Genomic DNA, 25,441 nt, shown 5'->3' on the forward strand with positions numbered 1-25,441 from the left:
GGCATTAAAATTCTGTTAAATTCTTTACACCGTGCTTCTGCAGATTCTGAATCCCAGAGTTCCAGCTTTTCCTGTTGGCGGAGTAGAAGATCTTGCTGCTGTGGTGCATAAGACAGCATCATCAAGCCAGCAGCCGCCGCGTTTTACTTTTGAACTTCCTTTTGCAGGACCTGTAGGTGCAAGGTTATTTCCTCCAGGTAGAGGGCCAAACCAGTCCCAGCACCATTCTTCAACATTGCCTGACATATCAAATAAACCCAATGCATTAGGTTTTTTCTTTCCAACATCATGAGTTGAAATTTCGCTGTTTTCGCCGTACCAGGCAACTTCGTCAATATTATCGCTGCCGGAATATAAAAATGCACTTCCAGCCTGTGCAGCGTATTCCCATTCTGCTTCGGTAGGAAGCCTGAAGCCAGGCCCCTTGAAGTTACATACTAAATCATTCCATAAAGGGCTTTTATCTTCTATAGTAGCAAGCTTAGTGTTTCCTTTGACAGAATAGCATGGTTCCAGTTTGTATGCATCGCTGAGTGCATTGCAGAAAATAATTGCATCATACCAGGAAACAGATTCAACCGGATGGTCATCGCCCTTAATTTTTGAAGGATTAAAATTCATTATTTTTTTATATAAGGCCTGGGTTACAGGAACTTCTGCCATATAAAAGTCAAAAATGCCGACTTTACAAAGAGAAGTTTTTTGAGATCCCATATTAAATTGACCGCCTTTTACATGAATCATTATTGCCCCGCTTAAACTGTGATTTTTAAGAATGCCGTTGCGCCGATTGTTTCAAAAACCTGCATACAGAATTCACTTGGATTACGGATTTCAAAAGAAAGGCCGGATGCTGCTTTTGCTGCTACGGCTTTGAAGACTTGAATTATTACGCGAAGCCCCGCACTGGAAATATAAGGAACTTCAGAGAGGTCAAGAATAAGTTTGTGACATAAAATAATTCTTGCGTTTATGAAATTTTCATTTAGAAATTTCTCAAGATCCGGAGAGGTGTTGGTGTCGAGTTTTCCGATAACTTTTACATAAAGAGTATCGTCTATGCGCTGTTGTTCTATAGTCATATGAAAATTATAACATCATAATTTTCATATGACAAAGAAAACTTAGTACAGCTTATGTTCTGCAAAGAATTCTATGCTGTCTGCAGTTTTTCCTTCTGTTTCAAAAATGATGATTTCATTTTCGCCTTCCTTAAGGAGAGGGGCTGGAACATAAAGTCTTTTCTGAGGACCGATTTCCCAGAAGCGGCCAAGATTAAAGCCGTTGAGGAAGATACAGCCTTTTCCCCAGCCGGTAAAGTCCAGATAGGTGTCGCAGGCCTTGTCTACCATAAGGGTCATGTGAGTGAAACTTGGTGAAGTAATTTTTCCTGTGCCTGCGATACCTTCTTCAGCTTTATTCCAGTCAATTTTTGAAAGCTGTGCTTTATCAAGATTGAGGTTGTAGTAAGTCCAGTCTGTGAGAGGCTTTTCGTCTGCAAGAACTCTTCCTAAGATACCCTTGCGCTGGAAAGGAATTTTGGTTGCAAAATTAACGCGGCCAAGATTCTCTACAAGAAGGGTAAGTTCGTCGCCGGAAGCAAGAGTAAGTTCAACAGGCTTTGCAGTTTCCTTGTCAAAGAGAACAGCCTTAAGCTCTCCGTTTTTAAACTCGTGGATGCGGTCAAGTCCGTCTTCAATTTTAAGTGTATTTGAGGCAGCTGGAACCTTAGTTTTGTAGAGAATATAGCCGTAATCCTGACCAGAAGCTTCCATTCCAGTCAATTTTTCGACAGAAGAAGTCTTTGCAACTGCTAAAGTGTCTAAAATATCAAACAATTTAATAGATTTTCCAGCTTTTACTTTACCGTAAGCCTTCTGTTCAATCTTTGTAGAAAGAGGCATTTCTTCAAAATCGCGGTATTTTTTAATAATGCTCTGGAAGGTGCGGTATTTTTCTGTGATTTTTCCATCTTCAGAAAGTGGAGCATCGTAGTCGTAACTTGTTGTATCCGGTGTAAGCTTTGTGAAATAGTTTGAACCATTCATAAAGCCAAAGTTTGTACCGCCGTGGAACATGTAAAAGTTTACGTTACCTTTTTTCAGCATGTAGTTCAAATCTTTGATATTGCGCTTGAGTTTTGAAGTTTTGTGTTCCTTGTTTCCCCAGGCATCAAACCAGCCGATCCAGAATTCCATGCACATAAGAGGACCGCGGTTTCCTGTCTTTTTCATCATGCGCTTCATATTTGCAAAAAGCGGGCGGGCGTGAGAACCGAAGTTTCCGGTTGGAAGAGCGCCGTCACACTGTCCGTGAATAAACATTTTTCCCCATGGACCGTCACTGGTTACAAAAGGAACTGTAATTCCACCTTCGCGCATAAGGCCTTCAAGAAAGTGCATGTAGCTCATGTCTTTTCCGTAGTAGCCGTATTCGTTTTCAATCTGCATTAAAATGATGTTTCCACCCTTATCAATCTGATGATTTACAAGGCGGGGAAGCAGAACTTTGTAATAGTCGCGTACATTCTGATAGTAAGGCTCATTTTTACAGCGAGGTTCAAGTCCCGGTACGGTAAAGATCCATGAAGGAAGTCCTCCGAGTTCCCATTCTGCGCAGATATATGGAGAAGGGCGCACAATTGCGTAGAGTCCCAGTTTCTGGGCAAGGTCAAGGAATTTTTCAAAATCACAAAGACCGTCAAAGCAGAATTCGCCCTTGCGTGGTTCTGTAATATTCCATGGGATATAAGTTTCAACTGTGTTACAGCCCATGTTCTTAAGTTTTTCAAGTCTGTCCTGCCAGTATTCAGGAACTACTCGGAAGTAGTGAATTGAACCCGAAATAATCTGGAAAGGTTTGCCGTCTAATAAAAATGTGTCTTTAATTTCAAATGTACTCATATCTATATACTACAATAGTTTGTGAATTAGTGATAGTATTACTATCAGCAAAATGTTATAATTTTGAAGGAAAAAAATTGATTTTATGAAAATCTGTGTTATTCTTTAAATGATAAAACGGAGTAATAGTTTAATATGCCTTTTATTCAAAAAATTCGTGAAATTCTCCTTGATTTTAAATATGCAAAAATCTTCCAGATAATAGCGGTATATTTTGCCCTGATTTATCATACCTCATTTCTGGTTGTATTCGGGGTAATGAAAATTTACCCTATGTTCTTCTATAATATATACAGTGTTACTCTCTTTACAGTTCTTGCAATTCTGGTACTGTCTAAAAAATCCTTTGTAGTTCAGTTTGTATTTTTCTATGTGGAAGTTGTAGTTCATCAGCTTCTGGCAGACTATTTCCTTGGCGGAATGGCTTCCTTCCACTTTTTCATTTTCCTTGTAGGTATTGTTCCGCTTTTGACCTTCCGTGGACATTTCAGACAGTCAATTTTCTACGGACTTTTTTCATCGGGGCTTTTTACTTACCTTGAAGTAATTGCGCCTAAGATTGAACCTCACTATGAGCTTTCTCATACAGCCCTTACTGTAATTAAAACCGTAAATATTGCTTCTGATACAGTTGTAAACATCATCGGTCTTTTGATGTATGCCTACCTTGTTTACCTTGTAGAAAAGAAGCTGCAGACTCAGGTTGATGTAAAAACCGCAGAAGCTCAGGCTAAGACCGAAAAGCTTTTGAAAATCCAGAGTTATGTAATCAGCAGTCTTGCAAACCTTGTTGATAACCGCGATTTTGATACAGGCGAGCATATTCAGAGAACCTCTGCTTATGTTGATTTGATTTCCCGAAGCGCTTTGGAAAAGGGTCTCTTCAAAGAAGAAATAAACGAAACTTTTGTTGATTATATTAAACGTGCGGCACCTCTTCATGATGTTGGAAAGATTGTTGTTTCTGATGTGATTTTGAAAAAGCCAGGAAAGCTTACCGCAGATGAATTTAATTTGATGAAACTTCACGCAAAAGAGGGTGGACGCGTTATTAAAGAAGTTTTTGCCATGAGTGATGATAAAGCCTTTATTAAGGTTGCTGCCGACGTTGCAACTTATCACCACGAAAAATGGAACGGAACCGGATATCCTTATGGATTGAAGGGAACGGCAATTCCTTTGAGTGCCCGCATTATGGCTGTAGCTGATGTTTTTGATGCTCTGGTTTCTCGCCGCTGCTATAAAGAACCTTTTGATGTAGAAACTGCCTATAGAATCCTTGAAGAAGGTTCCGGCGAACACTTTGATCCTGCAATTGTTGCAATCTTCTTGAATCTTAAACCTGAAATTGCTAAGGTAATGGAAAAATTCACGCGCTAGAAAGAAGTAAGGCGTTTTTTTTGGATAAGCAAAAAAGCTTTCTTGACAAAACATATAACGTGGTATAACGTTATACTAAACTATGAATAACAAATACTTTGGTACATGGAAGTTTTATAAAAGGGCTCTGGCAATTGCCATTCCCATTATGCTTCAGCTTTTTATACAGAATTTAGTTTCCCTCATTGATAATTTTATGGTTGCCGGACTTGGCGACGTAAAAATGAGCGGCGTTAATGTCTGCGGACAGATAAACTTTGTCTTCATTGTGCTTATTAACACCCTTTGTATGTCAGGCGGCATTTTTATGTCCCAGTTCAAAGGGGCAAAGGATAAGCGGGGAATGGAGCAGAGTTTCCGCTTTAAGCTGCTGGTAACCGGCTTTTTCGGCCTTGTTTATGCGCTTTTGTGCTGGTGGGCACCCCGCGGACTTTATGGCCTGCTGCTTCATAACAATACTGATGCTGCTGCAATTATTGATCAGACTGTCAGCTATGCGAAGTCGGTTGCTCTTTCCTGGATCTTCATGTGCATTTCTCAGTCTATTGCCTCATCTTTGCGTGAAGTTGAGATTGTGCGTCCTCCGCTTGTAATAAGCATTATTGCAACCCTGGTAAATACTGTATTCAACTATATTTTGATTTACGGACATTTTGGAGCACCTCGTCTGGAAGTTGCAGGAGCCGGTTATGCTACGGTAATTGCCCGCGGAGTAGAACTTATTCTCTTTTTGATTTATGCCGCCTACAGAAAGCCGGAGTTCCTGTTCAAATTAATCACAATTTTGAATATTGACTTCCTGCTTGGCGTAAAGATTTTAAAGAAATCGGTTTTGATTCTGGTTTCGGAGCTTTTGTGGGCCTTTTCAGAAACTGTTGCCACAGCTCTCTACAATACTCTTGGTGGTGCAGAAGTTGTTTCCGGCATGGCTGGCGGTTTTGCAATCTGTAATCTTTTCTTTATCTGTTTCAGCGGAATTGTAACCGCAACAACCGTAATTGTGGGGCAGGAGCTTGGGGCAGGGCACCTGGAAGAAGCAAGAATTCAGAAAAACTGGATTTTAACGGGTTCAACTCTTTTTGGCTGCCTTTTCCTTGTAATAGGCTTTGCGACAACCCTGCTGGTTCCCTATGTTTTTGCAAATCTTACGCCTGAGGCCCGCAGAATTGCCTGCGGAGTTATCATTGTCGGTGCTTCTTATCTTCCGCTCTGGGCTTTTTTAAACGCTCAGTATGCAATCAGCCGTGCAGGCGGAGACGTAAAAATGGGCGCTATCTGCGACCTTGCGGCAAACATTGCCTATATTGCTTCAATGTTCTTTTTTGTGCTTTGTACGAGCCTTGGACCTATTGCAATTTATGCCCTTACAAAAATTTCAGACTTCATAAAAAGCGGAATTGCCCACTGGTGGCTTAAAAAGGAAAAGTGGCTTGTAAATCTTGCTGCCGAAAGTAAGTCCGGTTCATAAAAATCTGTTTTTTTTATTATGAGAAAAGAGCCTTGTATGTTATAATTATATAGAAAACATTTGCTTAAATGAAAAGAATTATAGCAGCCGGAATTCTTTTTTTCTCAGTTTTTTTATGCATTGCTCAGGAAGAAACTCACTTTACTCTGAACAGTGCAATAGTTCTTGCTGTCCAGAATAATTACGAAATTAAAAAACAGCGATATGCAATTGCGTCTGCCCGTGCCCAGTATCATCAGGCAGTAGGCGCTCTGGATTTAGAAGTAGGAACTCAGGCTCAGTATGCTTTAAACCATAATCCAATTGATGAAAGAGATCCCCGCTATTCCTATTCATATTCCTTTATGACGCCTTCTACCAGCTATGGTATTTATTCAAACAATACAATGCAGCAGCAGGTTTCCGGCTCGGTTTTTATGAAGAAGCTTTTTTCTTTCGGACTTGAAGCTAAGCTTTCCTATACTCTGCAGCGTCAGCACGATTTTCCCCAGTACAGCTACGGAAAGAATTTTGATACGGAAAATTATTCTAAATATGAACATGAAAAAGGCCGCAATGTGGGGCAGATTAGTCTTGAATTAAGTCTGCCGCTTTTTAAAGCCTTTAAAGATTCCATGACTTCTATGCAGATTAAAACTGCCAAAGAAAATCTTGATGCCATGGATTATGCCCTTTCTGATACCCTTTCTCAGACAATGATGAATGCGGCATCAAAATTCTGGAATTATTATCTTGCCTATAAGAATCTTGAGGTTCTGCAGGTTTTGCAGGAAAAAATAAAGGCTCGTAACGGCGCTATAGATTCCCTTATCCGAAGCGGCGTTCGTTCCCGTAATGATATTCTTGCAATGCAGGTAAATGAAAAGGAAAATATCCGCCAGATTCAGGAAGCCGATGTCCGCTTCAAACAGGCAAAAATGGAGCTGATGCAGGTTATCGGCGTTTCTGATGCGAATATAATCGGTATTCCTGATAATCCTTTTGAGGTTGTAAATCTTAATGAAATTGAACCTCCAACTCTGGATGATGTAAATGATGAGCTTTTTTCCTATATTGAACAAAATCGCCCGGATTTAGTTGCAATAAGAAAGCGGATGAACACCTATCAGTACAAGATGAAGCTTGCAAAAATTGACCAAAGACCAGATGCCAGCATTAATCTTGGAGTTGGAACAACAGGTGCTGCTTATTCAGATAATTTCCTGGAAGCTGGATCGGCCGGAGTCCGTAATAACAGGGGAGTCAACCTTAGCGGTGCAGTTTCTGTAAGTGCAAAGCTTGGAAATCATTCAAAAAAGGGCGCTTACGAACAGGCAGAGTCCGAATATAACAGCTATAACGAAGACTATAAAAAGATAAAAAATACCCTGCTTTTACAGCTTCAGAATTGTGTTCAGAAACTGGCTACTTATAAAGCGGGTGTTTCTGATGCAAGCGAAGTAATGGAACTTCACAGAAACCTCTACGAAAACGAGCAGAAGCGCTTTATGGCAGGCCTTATCACAACCGAAAATCTTTTTCAGCAGGATCAGAAATATATTAATGCCGTGGCTTCTTACTATCAGGTTTTAATTAATTACATGCAGGCTATTCTTGAATATAAGTATTATTCCGGAAACCTTGTAAAAATTGATTCTGATACCGCTTTCCGTATGGATAATCTTGATTCAAGTACAAAACCTGCCGTTACAGCAGAACCGTCGCTTGAAGTTGAGGATGAGGATAATCCTGAAATTCCGGAGGATACGACTCCAAAGCAGGGAACTCCTCTGAAATCCGCTGATGAATGGAATGAAATTTTTAAACAAAAAAATTAGCCTTTTTTAAAAGGCCTTCGTATAGTTATATGTATTCAGGAGGTGCGATATGACAAACGTAGAAGTAAAGAAAATTATGGAAGAAAGCGGAATTTCGGCGGAAGACATCAAGAAATTTCAAAATAAATTTGATGCAGAAAAAATTACTGAAACTGTAAATAACGCTTCATCTGCTTCGGAAGCATTTAATGCTCTTAATAAACTATATCCGGAACTTAAGGTTGAAAACCTTAAGAAACAGTGTGATTATATGATGGATCAGACCCTTGCGGCTCTTGAAGAAGCAAAGACAAAAGGCCCGACAGAGCTTTCTCAGGAAGAACTTGAAAATGTTGCAGGCGGCGGATTCTTCAGCGATGTTGGAAACTGGTTCAAAAATAACTGGAAGACAATTCTTGTAGGTGCTGCAGTTCTCGTGGCTTGTGCTGCGGTAGTCGCCCTCACAATGGGAGCCGGTGGTGCTTTAATTGGCGGTGTTGGTGCGGTTATCTATGGAACTGATACCTTCCTTGCTGGTGCTGCCTTTGGAGCATCTATAGGGGCATCTGTGGGGGCTTGTCTAGGAACTATGTCTGGAGTCATTGCCGACATAGCAGGAGCACCTAAAGGTCTTGTTGAAAAGTACTGGTCATAAGCTGAATAAGTTATCTAAATGAATATATATCAGGAGGTATGATATGACAAACACAGAATTAAAGAATCGTCTGGCAGAAAATGGAGCATCAGCAGACACCATAGAAAAAATTACATCAAAGTATGATTTTGAAGAAGTTCAGAGAATTATTGATGCAGCTTCTTCATCTACTGAAGCATTCAGAAATATTCAGAAATTGTATCCGGATTTTGATGCAGATGCTGCAATTAAGCAGATGGATGCAATTGAAGAACAGATTGAACTTGCAGGAAAAGCTGAAAGTTCGGAAGGTCCTGTCCAGTTATCTGCAGATGAACTTGATATGGTTGTCGGTGGTGGCTGGTGGAGTGACCACTGGAAGAATGTAACTCTTGCTCTGGTTCTTGGAGCAGCAGGAGCTATGGTTGGAATGGCATTTGGAGCTGCATTCGGTTCTATGTTTGGTCCTGTAGGTATAGTTGTCGGACTTGTTGCTGGTACTCTAATTGGTGGTGCCGCAGGTGGTTACCTGGGCTGGGTCGAGGCAGACAAAGCAAAATAAGGATTATAAAAAGAAAAGCTCTGGAGTCTAAAGTCCGGAGCTTTGTCAGGAGGTGTGATATGACAAATACGGAATTAAAGAATCTTTTGGCCGAAAATGGAGCTTCACCAGACAGCATTGAACAAATTACTTCCAAGTATGACATTGAAGAAGTTCAGAGAATTATCGATGCAGCATCTACTTCTAAAGAAGCATTTGAGAATATTAAGAAACTTTACCCAGATTTTGATGCAGATACAGCTATTAAACAGATGGATGCAATTCAGGAGCAGATTGAACTTGCAGGAAAATCCGATAATCATGAGGGACCTGTTCAGCTATCTGCAGATGAATTGGATATTGTTGTCGGCGGCGGCTGGTGGGGTGACCACTGGAAGAACGTTACCTTTGCCGTAGTTCTTGGTGCGATTGGAGCTGTTGCAGGCGGCGCAATGGGAGGCGTTATTGGAGCCATGTTTGGCGGCCCTGCAGGGTTGGTTGCAGGAATTGTTATAGGAGCAACAATTGGCGGAGCAGTAGGAGGTTTCCTAGGCTGGAATTCAGTAAAATAAACTTAACTGTTAATATAGAAAGGCTCTGGAATAAAGTCCAGAGCCTTTTTTATGCCTAGTTGATTTTGCGGAAAGGAAGAACCCAGTTATCGGATGGTGAATCAGAATATCTTGCTTTAGATTCTGTATAATAGACTGTAAGATTATCATTAAATTTTACAGTCCATGAATTCTGAATGCCATATTCGTAAGAAGGGGATGGGGTTGAATTTGAAGACCAGATTTCCATGCTTTTCAGACTGTCTGGTTCATAAAAATAAGTTTTAATGTCTGAATACTTAGGGTCATTAATCAAAGTAATTAATGCATATATTTCTCCCAAAGAAGGAAGATACCAATCTTCAGAATAAATCGTGTTCGGACAGAAATCATGGCCGTAAGTTGAGCATGCTGAAAAAGCGTTTAAGGTTTTTGTGTAATCTGAATCATCTGTTTTGAGGGATTTTATAAGTTCTGTGCATATAGAACCGTCCAAATAATTTGTCAGGTTCATCTGATAGTTTATGAATATTGCATTATTGCTTATCCAGTTCAAGTTTTTGTATCTATAGTCATCTTTATATACTGCAGCAATCAGTTTCTGCTGTCCTCCAAAAAGATCATCTTTTTCAGAGTTAAGTGTTATAAAGAAAGAATAATCTTCAACATCTACTGTCATTTTTGGAACTGCGGAAGAAATATATTCTGAATTATAAGTCGTACAGATAAGAACTCCGTATGCGTGTTCAATTATTCCACTTTTATCAGCTTTTGCACTGAATTCCTCATAGGAAATTACACTTCCATCATCAAGAAGAATATCGCCCTTTGTATCTGCAATTCCTTTTGATCCGAGTTTATTTTCTTTTGAAATAAGATGTGGGTAAAATTTCTTATCTGCTGTACCGAAAGTTGACGGAAGCTCTTCGCCGTTTTCATCTTCCCAGCCTGCTAAAAAATAGTCATCAGATTGTAGAGAAGTTGGGGCAAAGAATTTTGTTCCGTATAAGCCTGAAATTTTATACACATAGGAGCCGTTCGTTTTTGAATCCAAAAAACTGTATGTTACAAAATTTCGGTTATAATAAAGGTTGAGAGTTTCTCCAATCTGGACTGCTCTATAATATGTAAAACCTGTATAGGATTTTAAGGAAAGCTGAGCAAGTGATGTTCCTTTAGTAATTCTCATTCCAGTTGTATCTGACGCTGTATCGTGTTCGTAAGTAGTAAAATCAGAATCACCTTTTTTGTTTTGCAGATATATGCAGATTGTCGAGGCATCATTTTCTGTAATGTAATAATTATTTGTGTCGGTAGATTTGTCTTTTTCCTTTTCTGTAATATCGTAATCTACCTGATTCTGACAGGCTATAAAGAGAGGAAATAAAAATAATAAGAAAAGTTTTTTCATATTTGTCTCTCCTTAATATACCCTGATAGGAATTACAGCATGTTCATTAAGCTTTTCATCATAACTGATGTAACCCTGATAATCCAGTTTGTAAGCCTTTGTATAAAATGCTGTCTTGTAGGCATATCCGTATGTCTCTTTATCATCTATATAAGTTGTATTACAATCTTCTTGCCGAAAAAGAGCTTCACCTTTTGCAAAATCTGCGTTTTTACCATAATAACCATAGGCTGGATTAATAGAAACAATAGGTCTTCCTTCAAATCCTGTATAAGGATCCCATAACCATATTTCATGTGTTGAAGGAGGATTTTCATCATATGTGCCCCAGTATACTTTTTCTTCGTTAAAGTTCGAGCCCTTTATGTTCGAACCATGAGCTATATATTCCTTTGAATTTACTTCCTGACTTCCTGTTGAACTGGACCAGAAAACTGTATCAGTTTTAATATCTGAAAGCATTTCGCTTTTTAATGTATCATCTAAGACAGAATATTTTTTTACTAAAAGTTTCTTATATTTTTGCTTTAATTCTTCGTCCTGCAAGAGTATTTTGAGTTCGCTGCCAGAAGGGAGATACCAGTCATCTTTGAAGTCTGAAATTATTTTCTGAGACTTACCATATTGTATTGCATAGTAAAATGCTGCTGCTGATTTTTCATCTGCATAAGTTTTAAATATAGAAGAATCAACAAGGTTTTGTCTGCCAAAATAATTGCTTAATGAAAGCTGAGGTAGTACGGTTTTTGTTTTGTAGGCATTTTTATTCCATGAGTAACCAATATATATGCTGTTCCAGAGCCTGAATTTATATAAACTGCTATCCCAATTATACGACATAGGGGAACCTTTAGGTTCATATGAAACATTATCTTTAAAATCTTGTCCACACCATTGTTTTGAAGCTGCCACCACTAAACCAGCTGCAAGTTTATACTGGTACTGGCCACCCTTTTCATTCTGTCCGTTATTAGGGTTATAGGTAGTTGTAAAAAGCATGGCAACTGCGGCATTCCACTGATCGTCAGTTAAATCACTCCAGTTTTCAGGATATGGAGAAGCAGAACCGTCTGTAAAAATAACATCTCCAACTGTGTCCGGTGCAATCTTTGAGCCAATCAATTTTGTTGAATCTTCCCACTGTGCATAAAAACTTAATTTTTCACTTCCAAATACGGCTGGAAGTGTTTCTTTGTCCTTTGTTATCCAATTTGTAAAACGATAACCGTGTTTTTCAGGTTTTGTTATAGTTGGAAGTATGCTTCCTTCCTCACCACAAATTACTGTCCAAGTTTGATCAGTACAATCATCAAGATAAAAAGAATATTTTATTCCGAATTCAGAGTCAGAAGAATCATTTTTAGATGAACTTTCATCAAAGGTGTTGTTGCATGAAAGAAGATATAAAGCAGAGAAAATTAAAAATGCAGCAAAGAATAGTCTATATTTTTTCATTCAAATACCCTGAACGGAAGAATCTGACATGTATAATCTGTGCCAGCCTGGTCACCATCCTTCCATTGATTTTCCCAGCCTTCAGGTTTGTCCTTGCCTTTTACAAAATAAACAAGTTCTTTCCAGTTTTTTCCCTGAGTTATATATGCACAATAATTAGTGTCTTCAAATATTTGATGTGGTGTTGCCCAAAAATGATTGTCTTTAAGTGTATCAGCTGTTCCAAGTGCAAGGCAGGCATTATAAAGAATTTGATAATATTTATAATTTTGGGCAAATGTATAACCAAGCTCTTTCCAAGACGGAAGATACCAGTTTTCTTTAAGAGTGTATGTAATATCAATATCAGTAAAATTGTCAGTATATGTGGAAGCTTTATAATAAGCCGTCCAATAGTCTTCTAAATCTGTTTTACTTTTACCGTAATTCAGTTTTAATTTCTGAAAATCATAATATCCGTGATTTGAATTAACTGTCAGAGTCTTATAAACATCTGCATGATTTCGCCATTTTGAGGCTTTAAGGTCATCCATTTCTAATGCACGAAGACCTATGCCTATTAATTTATTACCGTCAGAGAAACTTCCTGAATAAGTGTCATAATGATCAAAAATGATAACTGCAATTGCTTGTTTTTTTATTTCATCATCAGCAGATGCTAGTTCATCAGTAGTAGACACACTTCCATCTGCATAGATTATATCTCCTGCTGCAGTTGGGTTTACTTTTGTTCCAATTCCTGTCCCATTAGCATAAAATACGGCATCTTCTGAATCAAAGGTATCGGGTAAAGATGTTCCTTTGCCATCAGGTTTTGTATTCCATTTTACTACAGGTTTGTTATCAATAAATGCTTCTGGTTTAGTACATTTAAGTCCATAAGTTCCCGGAATTTTTGTCAGAAGTGTATTTTCATCTTTATAAAAAGAATACTCCACTGTGTTTCTTGTATAATACAGGTAAACAGTCTTTTCTTTCTGGAAGCCAGAGTAGAAAGAATATCCCTCGTAGTCTTTTGCCAGTTCCTTGAATTTAGTTCCGGTTTCTATAGGATTATCAGATTTATCCTCACTTTCTACATATGCAAATCCCTCTGATTTTTCAGAGACATATTTTTCGCCATTATCATCAGTCAGGACTTTCTGTGTGTAGTGTTTAATATAAGAGGCAGGAACTGCTGTTTTATCAGTTTGATTAGTGCTGATTGAAGAAGGAGTAACTTCCAGAGTTTTAGTTTCTGAGTCAATTTGACACGATTCAACTCCCAATAATCCCAGAAGAAAAGCTGCGAGAAAAAAATGTCTTGTAAAAAGCTTTGTCTTTAGCATTTTTAAATATTATACCATATAAAGTGCAGATAAATAAAATAAAAATAACAAATTAAATATAAATGAAGAATTTTGAAAAAAACATTACGCCTGTCTGCATTTCCTGTGTTACAATATTATTATGGGTTTTTAGCCTTTTTATTAACTGCTTCGTATAATCTTAAGTGAGGTGGAAATATGAAAGATACAAAACTCAGAAGACTTATGGATTTTCAGAAAATAGAAAAGAATCCTTCTCTGGATTTTGCGATTCAGTCTGCGCAGAACTATGTAAATCTTTCGCAGAAGAAAGGAGCAAAAGAGCTTTCTGAGAATGAGCTTGAAATGTTGAATGCAGCCGGCGTAGCAGGGGATGAATTCAGAACTAATAATGATGACTGAACAGGAAAAAGACAGCATTTACAAAACCTATAATCAGCGGATTTTTTTCTTTCTTAGGAGCAAGGGTCTGAATGAAGCTGATGCGGAAGATTTATGCGAAAATGTCTTTGTTAAATTTTATAAGTCTTTAGATACCTTTGATTCCTCAAAAACAGCTCCTTCTACCTGGCTTTACCGTATTACGAATAATTCCCTTATTGATTTTTTCAGAACCAGGAAAATCCATTCGGAGCTAAATGAAAATTTATCTTACATAGACGAAACTATGGATAATATTTTAAATGCAGAAACCCTTACAGAACTATCTCAGGCTCTTATGCGTCTGGACGAGCGCGAAAGGGCTCTTGTAGTTCTTGTATATTATAACGATAGAAGCTTAAAAGAAGCCTCTGAAATCTTAAAAATGAGTTACAGCAATGCAAAAATCGTAATGAAAAAAACTCTTTCTCAGTTAAAACAATTTTTGGAGTAGGAAATTTTTATGAAGCGTTCAATTTTCAGAAAATCAGCATTAGACAGAATTGCCTCTCTGGATCAGCTTGATCAGACAATGACGGTTGTTAAACCTTCAAGCGTATTTGCCCTTATATCTGTGGGAATTATTCTTGCGGTAGCCCTGGCCTGGGGTATTGTAGGGTCAATTCCTGATGTGGTAAACGGCACAGGTATAATAATGAACATTGATAATGTGGTCAGCGTAAAATACACAAATCAGGGAACTGTTAAGAATGTGTTTGTTTCTCACGGCGACTATGTTCAGAATGGTCAGATTATTGCCCGTATGGAACGCCAGGATATCCTTGATAAAATCAAGCTGGAAGAAAAAAAACTGGAGGGGCTTTTGCAGATGCAGGAGGTTATCCGCCAGGCTCTTAAAAACGGAACTTCAAAGCAGGGGATGATGAAGTCGCTTTATGATCAGGGACTTATTACTGAATCTGAATTTTTGAATTCCCGCCAGACAGAACTTAATATTCAGCAGCAGATAACAGAAGAAAAACAGCAGATTCTGGTTTTGAATGATAATTATCAGACAGCAACTCAGGTAACTGCTACGGTAAGCGGACGCGTAATGGAAGTTCCTGTTCGCCGCGGAGATTATATTCAGCCGGGAAGCACGGTTGCGGTAATTGAAGCTGGCGATGGAAAATCTTCTTACGGTGCACTTGTCTACTTTTCTGCACAGGATGGTAAAAAGGTAAAACCCGGAATGAAAATCGGAATTATTCCAACTACTGTAAAGCAGGAGGAGTTTGGTTACATTCAGGGAATTATTACTGATATTTCTGAATTTCCTGTAAGCGACAATTATCTTGTAGCAAGCCTTCAGAATACTTCTTTGGCACAGACCTTCCATCAAATTTCAAATCCTATAGAAGCTAAAGTCAGCATTATCCCGGATCCTTCAACTTATTCCGGCTATAAGTGGTCTTCATCAAAAGGTCCTGCCCAGAAAATCGGCTCCGGCTTTATTTGTGGAGCCAAGGTAACAACTGGTTCCCGCAGGCCGATTTCTCTGCTTCTTCCTACTATAAAAAAGAAGCTTTTGGGAATTGGTGATGAAAGAGTAAATCAGCAGGTACAGCAACAGCAGCCTCAGCAAGGAAGCAGATAATGTTTGAGTTTTTAAAACGTAAATCAAAGACAAAAACGCCTACTGTTCTCCAGATGGAAGCCCTTGAATGTGGAGCGGCCTGCCTTGGAATGATTTTAGGCTACTATCATAAATACGTTTCTCTTGAAGTACTTCGCGTTCAGTGCGGTGTTTCCCGCGACGGTACAAAGGCTTCCAATATGCTCAGGGCTGCAGAAGGCTATGGTCTTATTGCAAAGGGCTTTAAAATGGAAGTTGAAGATCTTAGGGAAGTAAAAGGTCCTGCAATCATCTTCTGGAATTTTAATCACTTTGTTGTTTTTGAACGCTTTAAGGGCGATAAAGTCTATCTGAATGACCCGGCTCTTGGAAAACGCACAGTTTCTCTTCAGGAATTTGATGAATCCTTTACCGGTGTTGTTCTTACCTTTGAAAAAGGAGAAAAGTTTACTCCGAGCGGAACAAAACCCCGTATCTGGCACAGACTAAAAAAACGACTTACAGGACTCAAGTCTATTTTTACCTTCCTGGGCTTTTTGAGTTTCCTCTTCCTTATTCCGGGTTTTGTATATCCGACTTTTTCCCGCTTCTTTATAGATGAAATTTTAGTAAAAAATTCCATGAATCTTCTGAAGCCACTTCTTGTAATCATGGTTTTCTCCTGCATAATAAACGTGGTTTTGCAGGCAATTCAAAGTCTTGTCCTTATTCGTTTTCAGGCACGTTTGAGTCTTTCTTCGGCATCCAGATTTATCTATCATATTTTCAGAATGCCGGCTCAGTTTTTTGTACAGCGTCTTCCGGGTGAACTTTGTAGCCGAATCGCTTCCTGCGACTCTGTTGCCAGTCTTGTTTCCGGCCGCTTAATTAGTGTAGTAATCAATCTTATAAGCGCAGTCTTTTTCCTTGTCCTGATGATTATGTATGACCTGCCACTTACAATTATTTCTCTGATTACAACCCTTATTCAGGTTATCATTTTCAGAGTTACTTCAGAAAGAATTAAAAATAAGTCTTTTAAAATTCAGATGGAATCGGGAAAACTTGGTGGTATTACCATGTCAGGCCTTGAAATGATTGAATCAATAAAGGCTTCCGGTTCTGAAAATGACTTTTTTATGCAGTGGTCTGGTCAGCAGGCTAAGGTTCTTCTGGAAAATCAAAGGCTTGTAAAAATTAATACGGCAAACTCAATCGGTCCTCAGGTTATTTCTTCTTTACAGAGCATTTTGATTTTGACTCTTGGTGCCCTGCGCGTTATGGACGGGCATCTTACAATTGGTATGCTTATGGCCTTTCAGGTACTGCTTTCTCATTTTACGGGTCCGATCGGCTCTTTTATGGAACTAGGAGCTTCGCTTTTAAGTACCAACGCCGACATGCAGCGTATAGACGACGTAATGGATTACGAAGTGCCTAAGATTTTTAAGGATGATTTTGAAGAGGATGAGGCAGCTGGGGCTAAGACTGAAGCTTCCCAGGTTCCTGCTCCAAAAATTTACACACCGATTAAAAAACTTGATGGCTATATTTCTCTTAAAGATATTTCCTTTGGTTATTCACCTCTGGCAGCACCTTTAATAACCGGGCTTAATATTGAATTTACCCCGGGAAAGCGCGTTGCTCTTGTTGGCGCAACCGGCTCGGGCAAATCAACAATAGGAAAATTGATTAGTGCCCTTTATAAACCCTGGAGCGGGGAACTGCTTTTTGACGGAAAACCTCTGAGTCAGATTGAGCGTCGTGTTTTTGCTTCCTCGGTAGCGGTGGTAAATCAGAGCGTTTCGCTTTTTGAAGGTACTGTAAAAGATAACCTTACCATGTGGAATACAACAATTCCTCAGGAAGTTTATATTCAGGCGGCAAAAGATGCCTGCATTCACGATGAGATTACTTCGCGGCCTGGCGGCTACAGTTCAAAGGTGGGCGAGGGCGGAAGAAACTTCAGCGGTGGTCAGAGGCAGCGACTTGAAATTGCCCGTGCTCTTGCGGCTAACCCGCGCATTATCGTTATGGATGAAGCAACCTCTGCCCTGGATGCAATTACAGAGCAGAAGGTAGATGCAAATATAAGACGACGCGGCTGTACCAGCATTATAATTGCCCACAGACTTTCTACAATCCGCGATTGTGATGAAATTATTGTTCTTGACCACGGTAAAATTGTTCAGCGGGGAACTCATGAACAACTTATGGCAGAAGAAGGGCTTTATAAGGCTCTTGTAGCAACTATGTAAGGCAGTGGGGTGAAAGATGGAAAACAAGACTTATAAAATTGACAATACAAATTACCTCACACTGGATGGAACAGAAAATACAATCAAAATCCTAAAAGGAAAGGCTTATCTTTTTGTTGCAGATATTCTGGAAGATGGAAGAACCGGTGCCCGTCATGAGGTTGCAGCCTATAACGAAGGCGATTCGCTTCCAAACTTTAAGAGCACAGAAAAATATAAACTGATTCTTGCCGGAACAAACGAAACACAGGTAAAGGTTTCGTCTGCAGGCGGTGCTAACTGGAAGGAAGAGGTTGAAAAAGAAAGCCAGCGTATAATTCAGCAGCTTGAAGCTGATGAAGAAGATTATAAAATCCGTTCTGTAAGGCAGCAGAAACTTTCAGACCAGGCTTTTTCTATGGCTCTGGAAAATATTGCTTCCGTTGTAAAACGCAAGCAGCTTATTTCTTCAGCCTATGAAGAAGGCGATTCGGATATTGTCAGGGTTTTTAAGATTATTGCAAATAAGACCGGGGGCTTAAAGGTTCGTGCTGTTCCCGGGAAGGAATATAAAACCTCTAAGGCTGGACTTCAGCAGATTGCTAAGGATAATAATGTCCGCGTTCGTGAAGTTGTTCTCCGCGATAACTGGTATAGGGAAGATAACGGTCATCTTATTGCCTTTTACAATAAGGAAGGCGAATTTGATTTAAAGAAGGGACTTTCAGATTCTTCAGAAAATATAATTCCTGTTGCCCTCATCAAAAATACTGAACGTACCGGCTATATGATGGTCAGCCCGGAAGACGGCTCAAAAGTGCCGGTTACCAAGGATAATGCAGCTCAAATTTATCCTATGGCCTTTATGATGTACCGTTCGATGGGTGAAGAAAAACTTTCCATAAAATCAATCTGTAAATTCGTATTTATTGATATTAAGGCTGATATTCTTCGCTTTATCCTGATTGGAATTCTTTGTACCCTTATTGGTCTTATCAGCCCGATTATTACCCGTAACTTTATTGATAACGTAATTCCAGAAGCTGCAAGAAATCAGGCTATTCAGATTTGTATTCTTGTATTCTTCTGTAATATTTCTTCTATGGTTGGTTCTATTGCAAAATATTTTGCCAACATACGAATGGAAACCAAGGCAGATGCAGATCTTGAAGCAAGCATTATGGACAGGCTTTTAAAGCTTCCTGTTGATTTCTTTAAGAAATTTACAGCCGGAGACCTTGCTGCCAGAACAATGACAATTCCGCAAATCCGCAGTCAGGTGTTTAATATCATCCTTACTACCTTTATGAATTTTATTTTCAGCTTTGTATATTTGATTCAGGCCTTCCGCTTCTGTCCTTATTTTGCAAAGCGGGGAATGTTCCTCTGTTTAATTCCGATTGCAGTTTCTTCCATCGTCTGTTTTATTACCTACAGATGGGAAAAACTGCTGGTAGAAGCTCAGGGAAAAATTCAGGGTATGCTTTTGCAGTTTATCTGTGCTATAGAAAAAATTACAAATACCCATTCAGAAAAGCGCGTTTTCGGTCAGTGGTCAAGTGAATATATCCGTCAGACAAAAATGTCCTATACCCTTGGCCTGATTGGAATTGTTTCGTCGCTTTTAAATACAATTTATCCTACTGCAGTCAGCATTGTTTTCTATTATCTTTATGGAAGGGGAGTCCGCCTTCATACAATTCAAGGGCTTACAACAGGTTCTTTCATGGCCTTCTTAAATGCCTTTGGTTCCTATCAGTCTGCAATTCTTGGAGTTGCGGGTGCTCTTTTAGGAATCAGAAATATTATTCCGCTTTCTAAACGAATTAAGCCTATTACAGAGGCTATCCCTGAGATTGAAGAATCAAAGCCTCCTGTAGACAGCCTTAAGGGTAATATAGAAATAAGTCACCTTAATTTCCGCTACGAACCTGATTCTCCTCTTGTGCTTAAAGACATTAATATGAGCATTAAAAAAGGAGAATTTATTGCGGTTGTTGGAACTTCGGGTGCTGGAAAATCAACCCTTATGAGAATGCTGCTGGGCTTTGAAAAAGCAGAATCCGGTACAATCTTCTATGATGATATGGATATGTCTACGGTAGATATTGGTTCTCTCCGCCGTCAGATGGGAGTTGTTCTGCAAAATGATACTGTAATGCAGGGAACAATCCTTCAGAATATTGTTGGAAGTACCGGCTTAAAAGAAGAAGATGCCTGGATTGCGGCCCGCAAGGTTTCTTTTGATAAGGATATCCGCGAAATGCCAATGGGAATGTTCACAATGATTCCTGCCGGTGGTGCGACACTTTCTGGCGGTCAGCTTCAGCGTCTGATTATTGCCCGTGCCATTATCAGAAACCCAAGCCTTTTGATTTTTGATGAAGCAACAAGTGCCCTTGATAATCTTACTCAGCTTACGGTAAGAAAGAGCCTTGATGAACTCAATGTTACCAGAATCATTATTGCCCACCGTCTGAGTACTATCATAAATGCAGATAAGATTTATGTAATGAAAGATGGCGAAGTAATAGAAACCGGAAATTATGAAGAACTGATGGCTCAAAACGGCTATTTTGCAGAGCTTGCAAGACGTCAGAATGTATAAAAGAAACGCTTACACAGGAGACTAGAATTATGAAGATGAGAAACTTAAAAAATATATTCCTGCTTACAGGTCTTTTTGGAAGTCTTTTGCTTTCTTCCTGCAATAATGATGATCCTATAAAATTACGCCAGAAAGCGGTAAGAAAATTATATAAACATGGAAGTGTAAAAATTGCCGTAGCAAACAGTTTTGATGAAAATCAGACTAAAATGTGGGACGGAATCCTTCTAGCTCAGGAAAAAATTGAAAAAGAAAATCTTTGCCCTGTAAAAATTGAACTTATAAAGTGTGAAGACGGGGGAAATGCAATTCTTGGTGCCACTAAGGCCTACGAAATTGCCGCAGATAAGCAGGTATGTGCTGTAATCGGTCATGGTTATTCAGATATTTCACTTTCCAATTCGCTTATCTACCAGTATTTTGGAATCCTGCATTTTAATTTTATTTCAACAATTCATACTCTTACTGAACGCAATAATCCTTTTGTATTCAGCAACATGCCGACAGACATTGACTTTGGAGATGCCGCTGCTGAACTTTGTGAAAGAAATGGCTATAAAAAGGTTTTGATTTACTATCTGGAAAATGTTTCCGGAACAAGTCTTTCAAACCGTTTTGAGTTGGGCTGTAATAAAAGGGGAATCTCAATTGCTACCCGCGAAAGCTATGATGTAACTACAAGTCCTCAGGATATTGAACGCAGCATAAAACGCTGGAAGAATAATTTTGCCTTTGATTCAGTCTTTCTTGCAGGACGTATGCCAGGCATTAAAACTGTACTTGATATTGCCAGACAAAACGGCGTAAATGTACCTTTTGTTGGAGCCGATCCTTTTGATGACCCGGCTTTTGCAAGTCAGATTCCTTTTGATGAAAACGGAAGACTTTTCTGCGTATCTAACTATGATGAAATAACTCACAATGACATGTTTAATGCCTTTAATATTGCTTTTAAGGAAAAATTCGGTTATGAGCCTGATATTGAAGCCGCACAGGCTTACGATGCCCTGATTGTTCTTGCCAAGGCGATTGCAAAGGCTGGTTCTGCTGTTCCAGATGATATTTCAAAAGCCCTTTACAACACAACCTGGGATGAATGTGTTGGTCCATATATCTTCCAGGGAAACGGTGCAATTTATGCACACGAACTGACCTTTAAGGTATTTAATGACGGAAAATTCAGCGAGATACCAGGCGCTCACGAAGTTGTAAGTGCTGAAGAGTAGGGAATCTTTTTCAACCTGTAATTATTTGATTTTAAAAACTCATTTGGGCAAAAAGAAAGCCGGGTTTATTCCCGGCCTGTAAAGTGCTATCAGTCAACCTAAGGACTGGCACCATAATATATCCAGTTGTAAAGTCACTGGTAACTTCGAAATGTCTAGCGTATTATACAGCCTCGACCAGGCGTGCTGTCTTTGTCGGAAATTGCATATTGCCTCCTTCCAAGTAACCGGTCTGCGTCCTCATCTCGCTCCTTGCTACATTTTTAATATTAACACACTTTGCCAGGAATGCAAGAAAAAAAACGCAGAATTTTTATTTTTTTTAGAAGCCCAGTCTTATCCAGATTTTCTGACAGTCAATTACAACAGTTGTTGAAGACTGCTCATGAACATCATCATAACAGAAACCGTAGGCAAGTCCATTGTTTGTGCTGATGCTGTGCCAGAAGCCCGAATAATAGTTTGCGGCTCCTTCCTGATAATATGCAGTATTATAGTCTGCAGGGGCAGGGGCACTTGTGTAACCCCAGGCAGGATTGTCACTTCTTGTTGCTACATGACGGTTGAGAGCGGCACATACCCAGGCCTGAAGAGCTGGTTCCATTCCGTTTCCTTTTGTATCAGTTGCAAGACAACCCGAACCTTCAAATGCCTGTTCTGTTGTCGGTTTACCGTATACGTAGTAAGTTTCGCCAACACGGCACATACCCGGATTATAGGATTCTGTACAGTAGAACTTAAGGTTATTTCCGTCTCCTGTAAGAGTAAATTTACCCTGGGCATGTTTTACTGTTGTTGAATGAGTAGTCCAGTAATTCCATACTTCATTGATGTAAGAATCAAGGTAGTGCTTGTTGAAGAGACTTGATTTACCAGGACAAACAATGCGGTAAGTTTCTGCAAGACAGTCAAAATCATTTGAAACACCTTTTCTTGCCATGTAATCATGATAAGCCTGATATACATTTTCGCGGGAAGCAGTTACACCAGTCTGAGTAAAGAGATTGTCGCCGTTTGAGCGGACAGAGCCGTTTGAAGAATAAGCTGTAATGAGGGCAGGGAAGCCGAATTGATCTACCTGTGTTGTGTTTACCCAGGTTACGCCGTCGTTACGGATTGTGTATTCAAGCCAGTCGTAATATTTGTTGTAATCAGGGTCACCAGGATTTGCAATTGAAGGGAATACAACTCCAACTCCGTTTTCTGGTCCGTGAATAGACATTTTTGAACCGTAAGAGTAGAAAATGCGGGCACCGTTTGTATTTTTTGGAATATTAAATACTCTGCGGCCATTTGTTCCGTCATTATCTTCGATTGTGTAAGAGTAGTTATCGCAGTATTCATTTGCTCCAACAGCCTTGAAAGTTCCGTCTGGACGGCCCCAGTAATAAATTCCGTCATTTCTCTGGTAGAGTACAACGATAAAGATTTCATTATTCTTGAACTTTCCCTTTGTTACATTTTCAAAGGTGAAAGAAACATAGCCGTTGTCTTTTGGCGCTGCAAGGGAAGAGTAAGCGGCAATGGCCTGATCTTCTGTAATTGCAAGGTCTCCCGGAAGGTCTGGAAGGGGGATTGGTTCCGGTTCAGGCTGCTCACCTGATGCAGTATCAACTTTTTCTACCTTCCAAAGCTGAGCATCTGTGCCGTTCCAAGTCCACTGCTGAACGTTTGCACCATCCTCTGTTGAAGCAGCAGAAACATCAAGAACTTTTCCTGAATGTTTATTAATGATTTTATAATAGCCGTTATCCTGTTTTTCGAATTTCCACAGTTGATTTGCAGTGAGCTTGTTATCCCACTGAAGGACATTTACTCCGTCTTCAGTTCCCCAGTCTGCAACATCAAGACAGAAGCCTGAGTGAAGGGAAACAATTGAGTAATAATTATCTCCTGCGCTCTGGATTTTCCACTGCTGATTTGCCTGACTGTCGCCAAGTCCCCAGACGTGGATATTTGTTCCATGGGTAGAAGACCATTCTGCAACATCAAGGCCTTTGTTAGAACATTTTGCAACGATTGTATAAATATCTGAGTCTGAAAATTCGCCCGAAGTTGAATCACTTTCCAATCCGTAAGTAATTTTTGTCCAGGAACTTGTATCAGAAAGGCTGCCTTTTGGAAGAATTTTTCAACCCCGCCATCATTTACAAGAACTCCGACATAAATTCCTGCATTTTCAGTAAAGCTTGGATGATTTAACGAGTATGAATAAACGCCATTACTGTAAGTCATGTCCTGATTAGCAAGAACAAGGCCACTTCCGTTTCCTTCACTTACAAAAAGACGTACAAAAGATTTTGCGCTTCCTGCATTATAGGAAATAGTCAGGTTTCCGTTTGTCATTCCTGTAGCAGAAACATTACCGTTTGTACCGGTGTAAAGCATCCGTGTGCTTTCTTCTGCCTCAAACGAAGCTTCAGGGCTAAGGCTGTTATTACATGACATCATGCCAAGGGCGGCACCTGCCATAAGTAAAACAGACATCCTCTTCATAAAACGATTCATAGAATCCTCCATTTTTGATATAGATAAATTGTCATCTGAGTTTTACGGAAAAGAAAGGGCGGTAATTTTCAGAATGGTTTGAATTTATGGTGAGAAATTTTTCGGTATGGAAAAAATTTACTTTATTAATCTGATTTTCATAATTCTAGGCTTATGCTATAATTAAAATGAGGAATAATATGAGTGATAAGGAAAAAATTCAGGGGAGATTAACATTTGACGTAATTCAGGGGAAGTTCTGGGTAACCGGTAAGGAAGGGGAGCCCTTAACTTCGATTGAGTTTGGAGACCGTTTTGAGGTTCTGGTTGATGATGAATGGAAAGAAACCTGCCTTAAAATTATTAACGGCGATAACGGTGATTTAGTTTTCCAGATGGAAGGGACTCCTTATTACGGCGTTCTTGACGACCTTGAAGTGAGAATCTAGGCGGACTGAATGAAGAATATTTTATGTTCAGGAAACGTTTCTGTTGATATTAAAGCTTATTCCGCCGAGGTTGATGATACCGAAGCTTACCGCGAAGGTTCAATTGAACTGGTGCCGGGTGGTGTAGGGCGCGGAATGGCAATTAACCTTAAGCATCTGGGACTGAATACCTTTATTCATTCAGTTGTCGGAAAGGATATTTTTGGTGAATACCTTAGAAGCGGTCTTGAAGAAGAAGGCGTAAATACAAGTCTTTTGGGAGAAAGTCCGGAGCGAAAAACAGCCCTTTTTTCTGTACTGGCAAGCCGCGGAAAAGCTGCAACCTGCGTTTATTCAACTCAGGTTCTAAAAGAAATTGTCTTTGATGAAAAAGTTAAAAAGACAATTGAAGAAAATAATATTTCTGCAGTTGCTATGGACTCAAATCTTTCTGAAGAAACTCTGGAAGGCTTTTATTCATATAAAAAAGCTCATCCGGATTTATTTATCTTCCAGAATGCTACAGCCCCTGATATTGCAAAAAAGACCATGAAATACGCGCCATTAATTGATTTATTCGGCTGTAATGAATATGAAGCCGCTGCAATTTTAGGCGTCGATTCAGTTCTTCCAGATTTGGAAACCGCAGATAAATTTCAGGCACTTGGCTATAAAAATTTTATCATAACTTTTGGTGAACAGGGAGTTATGGTTCGCATCGGAAACGAAACCTGGAATGAACCGCCTTACACACCGTCTCAGATTGTAGATACAATTGGTGCGGGAGATGCCTTTGCTTCAGGCTTTTTGATGGGCTTTTTGGAAGGAGATCCTGTAAAGCTCTGTATTCATTACGGGCTTGCCTGTGCAAAAGAAACTTTGTTAACCCGCCAGACCGTAAGTAATAAACTTAGCAAGGATTTTTTGACTAAGTATCAGGTAAAATAAATGGAAAAGCCGGAAGTGCAGAGTAATCAGCCTTTCGGCTTTTTTTTAATGTAAGCGTCAAACCAGCACCCCCTACGAATAAAAAA

The 25,441-nt window shown here is 39.4% G+C and carries 21 protein-coding genes; 14 read left to right on the top strand and 7 right to left on the bottom strand.

Annotated elements, in window-relative coordinates:
- Window positions 1-24 precede the first annotated feature (24 nt).
- The 3 genes from MSI_RS06500 to MSI_RS06510 are packed head-to-tail and all read right to left on the bottom strand — an operon-like array spanning window position 25 to window position 2,903.
- Entirely contained in the window at window positions 25-744 is a 720-nt protein-coding gene (locus MSI_RS06500; RefSeq protein WP_050983905.1) for a formylglycine-generating enzyme family protein, read from the bottom strand.
- An 11-nt stretch (window positions 745-755) separates the two neighbouring features.
- Window positions 756-1,082 (bottom strand): STAS domain-containing protein, encoded by a 327-nt coding sequence (locus tag MSI_RS06505; RefSeq protein WP_009104977.1) that lies wholly within the window; start codon window positions 1,080-1,082, stop codon window positions 756-758.
- 42 nt (window positions 1,083-1,124) lie between these two features.
- Window positions 1,125-2,903 carry a beta-galactosidase family protein gene (locus tag MSI_RS06510; RefSeq protein WP_009104979.1) on the bottom strand — a complete coding sequence of 593 codons (1,779 nt, stop codon included), beginning with the start codon at window positions 2,901-2,903 and terminating at the stop codon, window positions 1,125-1,127.
- Between the two features lie 135 nt (window positions 2,904-3,038).
- Between MSI_RS06510 and MSI_RS13935 the strand changes: the two genes are divergently transcribed.
- The 6 genes from MSI_RS13935 to MSI_RS13940 all read left to right on the top strand — a co-directional run bounded on the left by MSI_RS13935 (window position 3,039) and on the right by MSI_RS13940 (window position 9,294).
- Window positions 3,039-4,283, top strand: coding sequence for an HD-GYP domain-containing protein (locus MSI_RS13935; protein WP_009104982.1), 1,245 nt, complete (start codon window positions 3,039-3,041; stop codon window positions 4,281-4,283).
- A gap of 82 nt (window positions 4,284-4,365) precedes the next feature.
- Window positions 4,366-5,751 carry an MATE family efflux transporter gene (locus MSI_RS06520; protein ID WP_009104984.1) on the top strand — a complete coding sequence of 462 codons (1,386 nt, stop codon included), beginning with the start codon at window positions 4,366-4,368 and terminating at the stop codon, window positions 5,749-5,751.
- Window positions 5,752-5,819: 68 nt separating this feature from the next.
- The gene (locus MSI_RS06525) at window positions 5,820-7,568 is read left to right on the top strand and encodes a TolC family protein (RefSeq protein ID WP_009104986.1); all 1,749 of its coding nucleotides are present in this window, start codon (window positions 5,820-5,822) and stop codon (window positions 7,566-7,568) included.
- A 49-nt stretch (window positions 7,569-7,617) separates the two neighbouring features.
- A complete protein-coding gene (locus MSI_RS06530; protein ID WP_009104987.1) occupies window positions 7,618-8,202 on the top strand; it encodes a glycine zipper family protein in 585 nt (194 codons plus the stop codon).
- 43 nt (window positions 8,203-8,245) lie between these two features.
- Complete coding sequence (locus MSI_RS06535) at window positions 8,246-8,743, top strand: hypothetical protein (RefSeq protein ID WP_009104989.1); 498 nt, start codon at window positions 8,246-8,248, stop codon at window positions 8,741-8,743.
- Window positions 8,744-8,802: 59 nt separating this feature from the next.
- On the top strand, window positions 8,803-9,294 hold the full coding sequence (locus MSI_RS13940; RefSeq protein ID WP_009104991.1) for a hypothetical protein: 492 nt from the start codon (window positions 8,803-8,805) through the stop codon (window positions 9,292-9,294).
- A 55-nt stretch (window positions 9,295-9,349) separates the two neighbouring features.
- Here the strand turns inward: MSI_RS13940 and MSI_RS06540 are convergent, their stop codons facing one another.
- Genes MSI_RS06540 through MSI_RS06550 form a run of 3 tightly spaced genes read right to left on the bottom strand, consistent with a single transcriptional unit; the run spans window position 9,350 to window position 13,467 of the window.
- The gene (locus MSI_RS06540; protein WP_009104993.1) at window positions 9,350-10,684 is read right to left on the bottom strand and encodes a hypothetical protein; all 1,335 of its coding nucleotides are present in this window, start codon (window positions 10,682-10,684) and stop codon (window positions 9,350-9,352) included.
- A 12-nt stretch (window positions 10,685-10,696) separates the two neighbouring features.
- Window positions 10,697-12,139 (bottom strand): hypothetical protein, encoded by a 1,443-nt coding sequence (locus MSI_RS06545; protein ID WP_009104995.1) that lies wholly within the window; start codon window positions 12,137-12,139, stop codon window positions 10,697-10,699.
- The gene (locus MSI_RS06550) at window positions 12,136-13,467 is read right to left on the bottom strand and encodes a hypothetical protein (RefSeq protein ID WP_009104996.1); all 1,332 of its coding nucleotides are present in this window, start codon (window positions 13,465-13,467) and stop codon (window positions 12,136-12,138) included. The genes MSI_RS06545 and MSI_RS06550 overlap by 4 nt, the downstream gene beginning before the upstream one ends.
- Window positions 13,468-13,644: 177 nt before the next feature.
- Between MSI_RS06550 and MSI_RS06555 the strand changes: the two genes are divergently transcribed.
- From MSI_RS06555 to MSI_RS06580, 6 genes are read left to right on the top strand one after another with little or no spacing between them, the layout of a single operon-like run.
- A complete protein-coding gene (locus MSI_RS06555) occupies window positions 13,645-13,848 on the top strand; it encodes a hypothetical protein (protein ID WP_009104999.1) in 204 nt (67 codons plus the stop codon).
- Complete coding sequence (locus MSI_RS06560; RefSeq protein ID WP_009105001.1) at window positions 13,838-14,320, top strand: RNA polymerase sigma factor; 483 nt, start codon at window positions 13,838-13,840, stop codon at window positions 14,318-14,320. The genes MSI_RS06555 and MSI_RS06560 overlap by 11 nt, the downstream gene beginning before the upstream one ends.
- Window positions 14,321-14,329: 9 nt before the next feature.
- Window positions 14,330-15,463 (top strand): NHLP bacteriocin system secretion protein, encoded by a 1,134-nt coding sequence (locus tag MSI_RS06565; protein ID WP_009105002.1) that lies wholly within the window; start codon window positions 14,330-14,332, stop codon window positions 15,461-15,463.
- The gene (locus tag MSI_RS06570; protein ID WP_009105005.1) at window positions 15,463-17,679 is read left to right on the top strand and encodes an NHLP family bacteriocin export ABC transporter peptidase/permease/ATPase subunit; all 2,217 of its coding nucleotides are present in this window, start codon (window positions 15,463-15,465) and stop codon (window positions 17,677-17,679) included. The genes MSI_RS06565 and MSI_RS06570 overlap by 1 nt, the downstream gene beginning before the upstream one ends.
- Window positions 17,680-17,695: 16 nt before the next feature.
- Window positions 17,696-20,266, top strand: coding sequence for an NHLP bacteriocin export ABC transporter permease/ATPase subunit (locus MSI_RS06575; protein WP_009105007.1), 2,571 nt, complete (start codon window positions 17,696-17,698; stop codon window positions 20,264-20,266).
- Between the two features lie 29 nt (window positions 20,267-20,295).
- Window positions 20,296-21,492, top strand: coding sequence for an ABC transporter substrate-binding protein (locus MSI_RS06580; protein WP_009105009.1), 1,197 nt, complete (start codon window positions 20,296-20,298; stop codon window positions 21,490-21,492).
- A 322-nt stretch (window positions 21,493-21,814) separates the two neighbouring features.
- Here the strand turns inward: MSI_RS06580 and MSI_RS13945 are convergent, their stop codons facing one another.
- Window positions 21,815-23,563: a beta-1,3-glucanase family protein gene (locus tag MSI_RS13945; RefSeq protein WP_009105011.1), complete on the bottom strand. Its 1,749-nt coding sequence runs from the start codon at window positions 23,561-23,563 to the stop codon at window positions 21,815-21,817.
- A 616-nt stretch (window positions 23,564-24,179) separates the two neighbouring features.
- Here MSI_RS13945 and MSI_RS06590 point away from each other — a divergent pair.
- On the top strand, window positions 24,180-24,428 hold the full coding sequence (locus MSI_RS06590; RefSeq protein WP_009105013.1) for a DUF5348 domain-containing protein: 249 nt from the start codon (window positions 24,180-24,182) through the stop codon (window positions 24,426-24,428).
- A 9-nt stretch (window positions 24,429-24,437) separates the two neighbouring features.
- Window positions 24,438-25,355 (top strand): carbohydrate kinase family protein, encoded by a 918-nt coding sequence (locus tag MSI_RS06595; protein WP_009105015.1) that lies wholly within the window; start codon window positions 24,438-24,440, stop codon window positions 25,353-25,355.
- Window positions 25,356-25,441: the final 86 nt, after the last annotated feature.

Origin of the sequence: Treponema sp. JC4 (genome assembly GCF_000260795.1) — a bacterium.
GTDB lineage: Bacteria > Spirochaetota > Spirochaetia > Treponematales > Treponemataceae > Treponema_D.

Excerpts from the sequence above, each read along its gene's own strand:
- MSI_RS06595 (WP_009105015.1), top strand. The coding sequence starts at position 24,438 with ATGAAGAATATTTTATGTTCAGGAAACGTTTCTGTTGATATTAAAGCT.
- MSI_RS06510 (WP_009104979.1), bottom strand. The coding sequence starts at position 2,903 with ATGAGTACATTTGAAATTAAAGACACATTTTTATTAGACGGCAAACCT.
- MSI_RS06500 (WP_050983905.1), bottom strand. The coding sequence starts at position 744 with ATGATTCATGTAAAAGGCGGTCAATTTAATATGGGATCTCAAAAAACT.
- MSI_RS06570 (WP_009105005.1), top strand. The coding sequence starts at position 15,463 with ATGTTTGAGTTTTTAAAACGTAAATCAAAGACAAAAACGCCTACTGTT.
- MSI_RS06575 (WP_009105007.1), top strand. The coding sequence starts at position 17,696 with ATGGAAAACAAGACTTATAAAATTGACAATACAAATTACCTCACACTG.
- MSI_RS06505 (WP_009104977.1), bottom strand. The coding sequence starts at position 1,082 with ATGACTATAGAACAACAGCGCATAGACGATACTCTTTATGTAAAAGTT.
- MSI_RS06525 (WP_009104986.1), top strand. The coding sequence starts at position 5,820 with ATGAAAAGAATTATAGCAGCCGGAATTCTTTTTTTCTCAGTTTTTTTA.
- MSI_RS06560 (WP_009105001.1), top strand. The coding sequence starts at position 13,838 with ATGATGACTGAACAGGAAAAAGACAGCATTTACAAAACCTATAATCAG.
- MSI_RS06520 (WP_009104984.1), top strand. The coding sequence starts at position 4,366 with ATGAATAACAAATACTTTGGTACATGGAAGTTTTATAAAAGGGCTCTG.
- MSI_RS06590 (WP_009105013.1), top strand. The coding sequence starts at position 24,180 with ATGAGTGATAAGGAAAAAATTCAGGGGAGATTAACATTTGACGTAATT.
- MSI_RS06530 (WP_009104987.1), top strand. The coding sequence starts at position 7,618 with ATGACAAACGTAGAAGTAAAGAAAATTATGGAAGAAAGCGGAATTTCG.
- MSI_RS06550 (WP_009104996.1), bottom strand. The coding sequence starts at position 13,467 with ATGCTAAAGACAAAGCTTTTTACAAGACATTTTTTTCTCGCAGCTTTT.
- MSI_RS06555 (WP_009104999.1), top strand. The coding sequence starts at position 13,645 with ATGAAAGATACAAAACTCAGAAGACTTATGGATTTTCAGAAAATAGAA.
- MSI_RS13935 (WP_009104982.1), top strand. The coding sequence starts at position 3,039 with ATGCCTTTTATTCAAAAAATTCGTGAAATTCTCCTTGATTTTAAATAT.
- MSI_RS13940 (WP_009104991.1), top strand. The coding sequence starts at position 8,803 with ATGACAAATACGGAATTAAAGAATCTTTTGGCCGAAAATGGAGCTTCA.
- MSI_RS06580 (WP_009105009.1), top strand. The coding sequence starts at position 20,296 with ATGAAGATGAGAAACTTAAAAAATATATTCCTGCTTACAGGTCTTTTT.
- MSI_RS06540 (WP_009104993.1), bottom strand. The coding sequence starts at position 10,684 with ATGAAAAAACTTTTCTTATTATTTTTATTTCCTCTCTTTATAGCCTGT.
- MSI_RS06535 (WP_009104989.1), top strand. The coding sequence starts at position 8,246 with ATGACAAACACAGAATTAAAGAATCGTCTGGCAGAAAATGGAGCATCA.
- MSI_RS06565 (WP_009105002.1), top strand. The coding sequence starts at position 14,330 with ATGAAGCGTTCAATTTTCAGAAAATCAGCATTAGACAGAATTGCCTCT.
- MSI_RS06545 (WP_009104995.1), bottom strand. The coding sequence starts at position 12,139 with ATGAAAAAATATAGACTATTCTTTGCTGCATTTTTAATTTTCTCTGCT.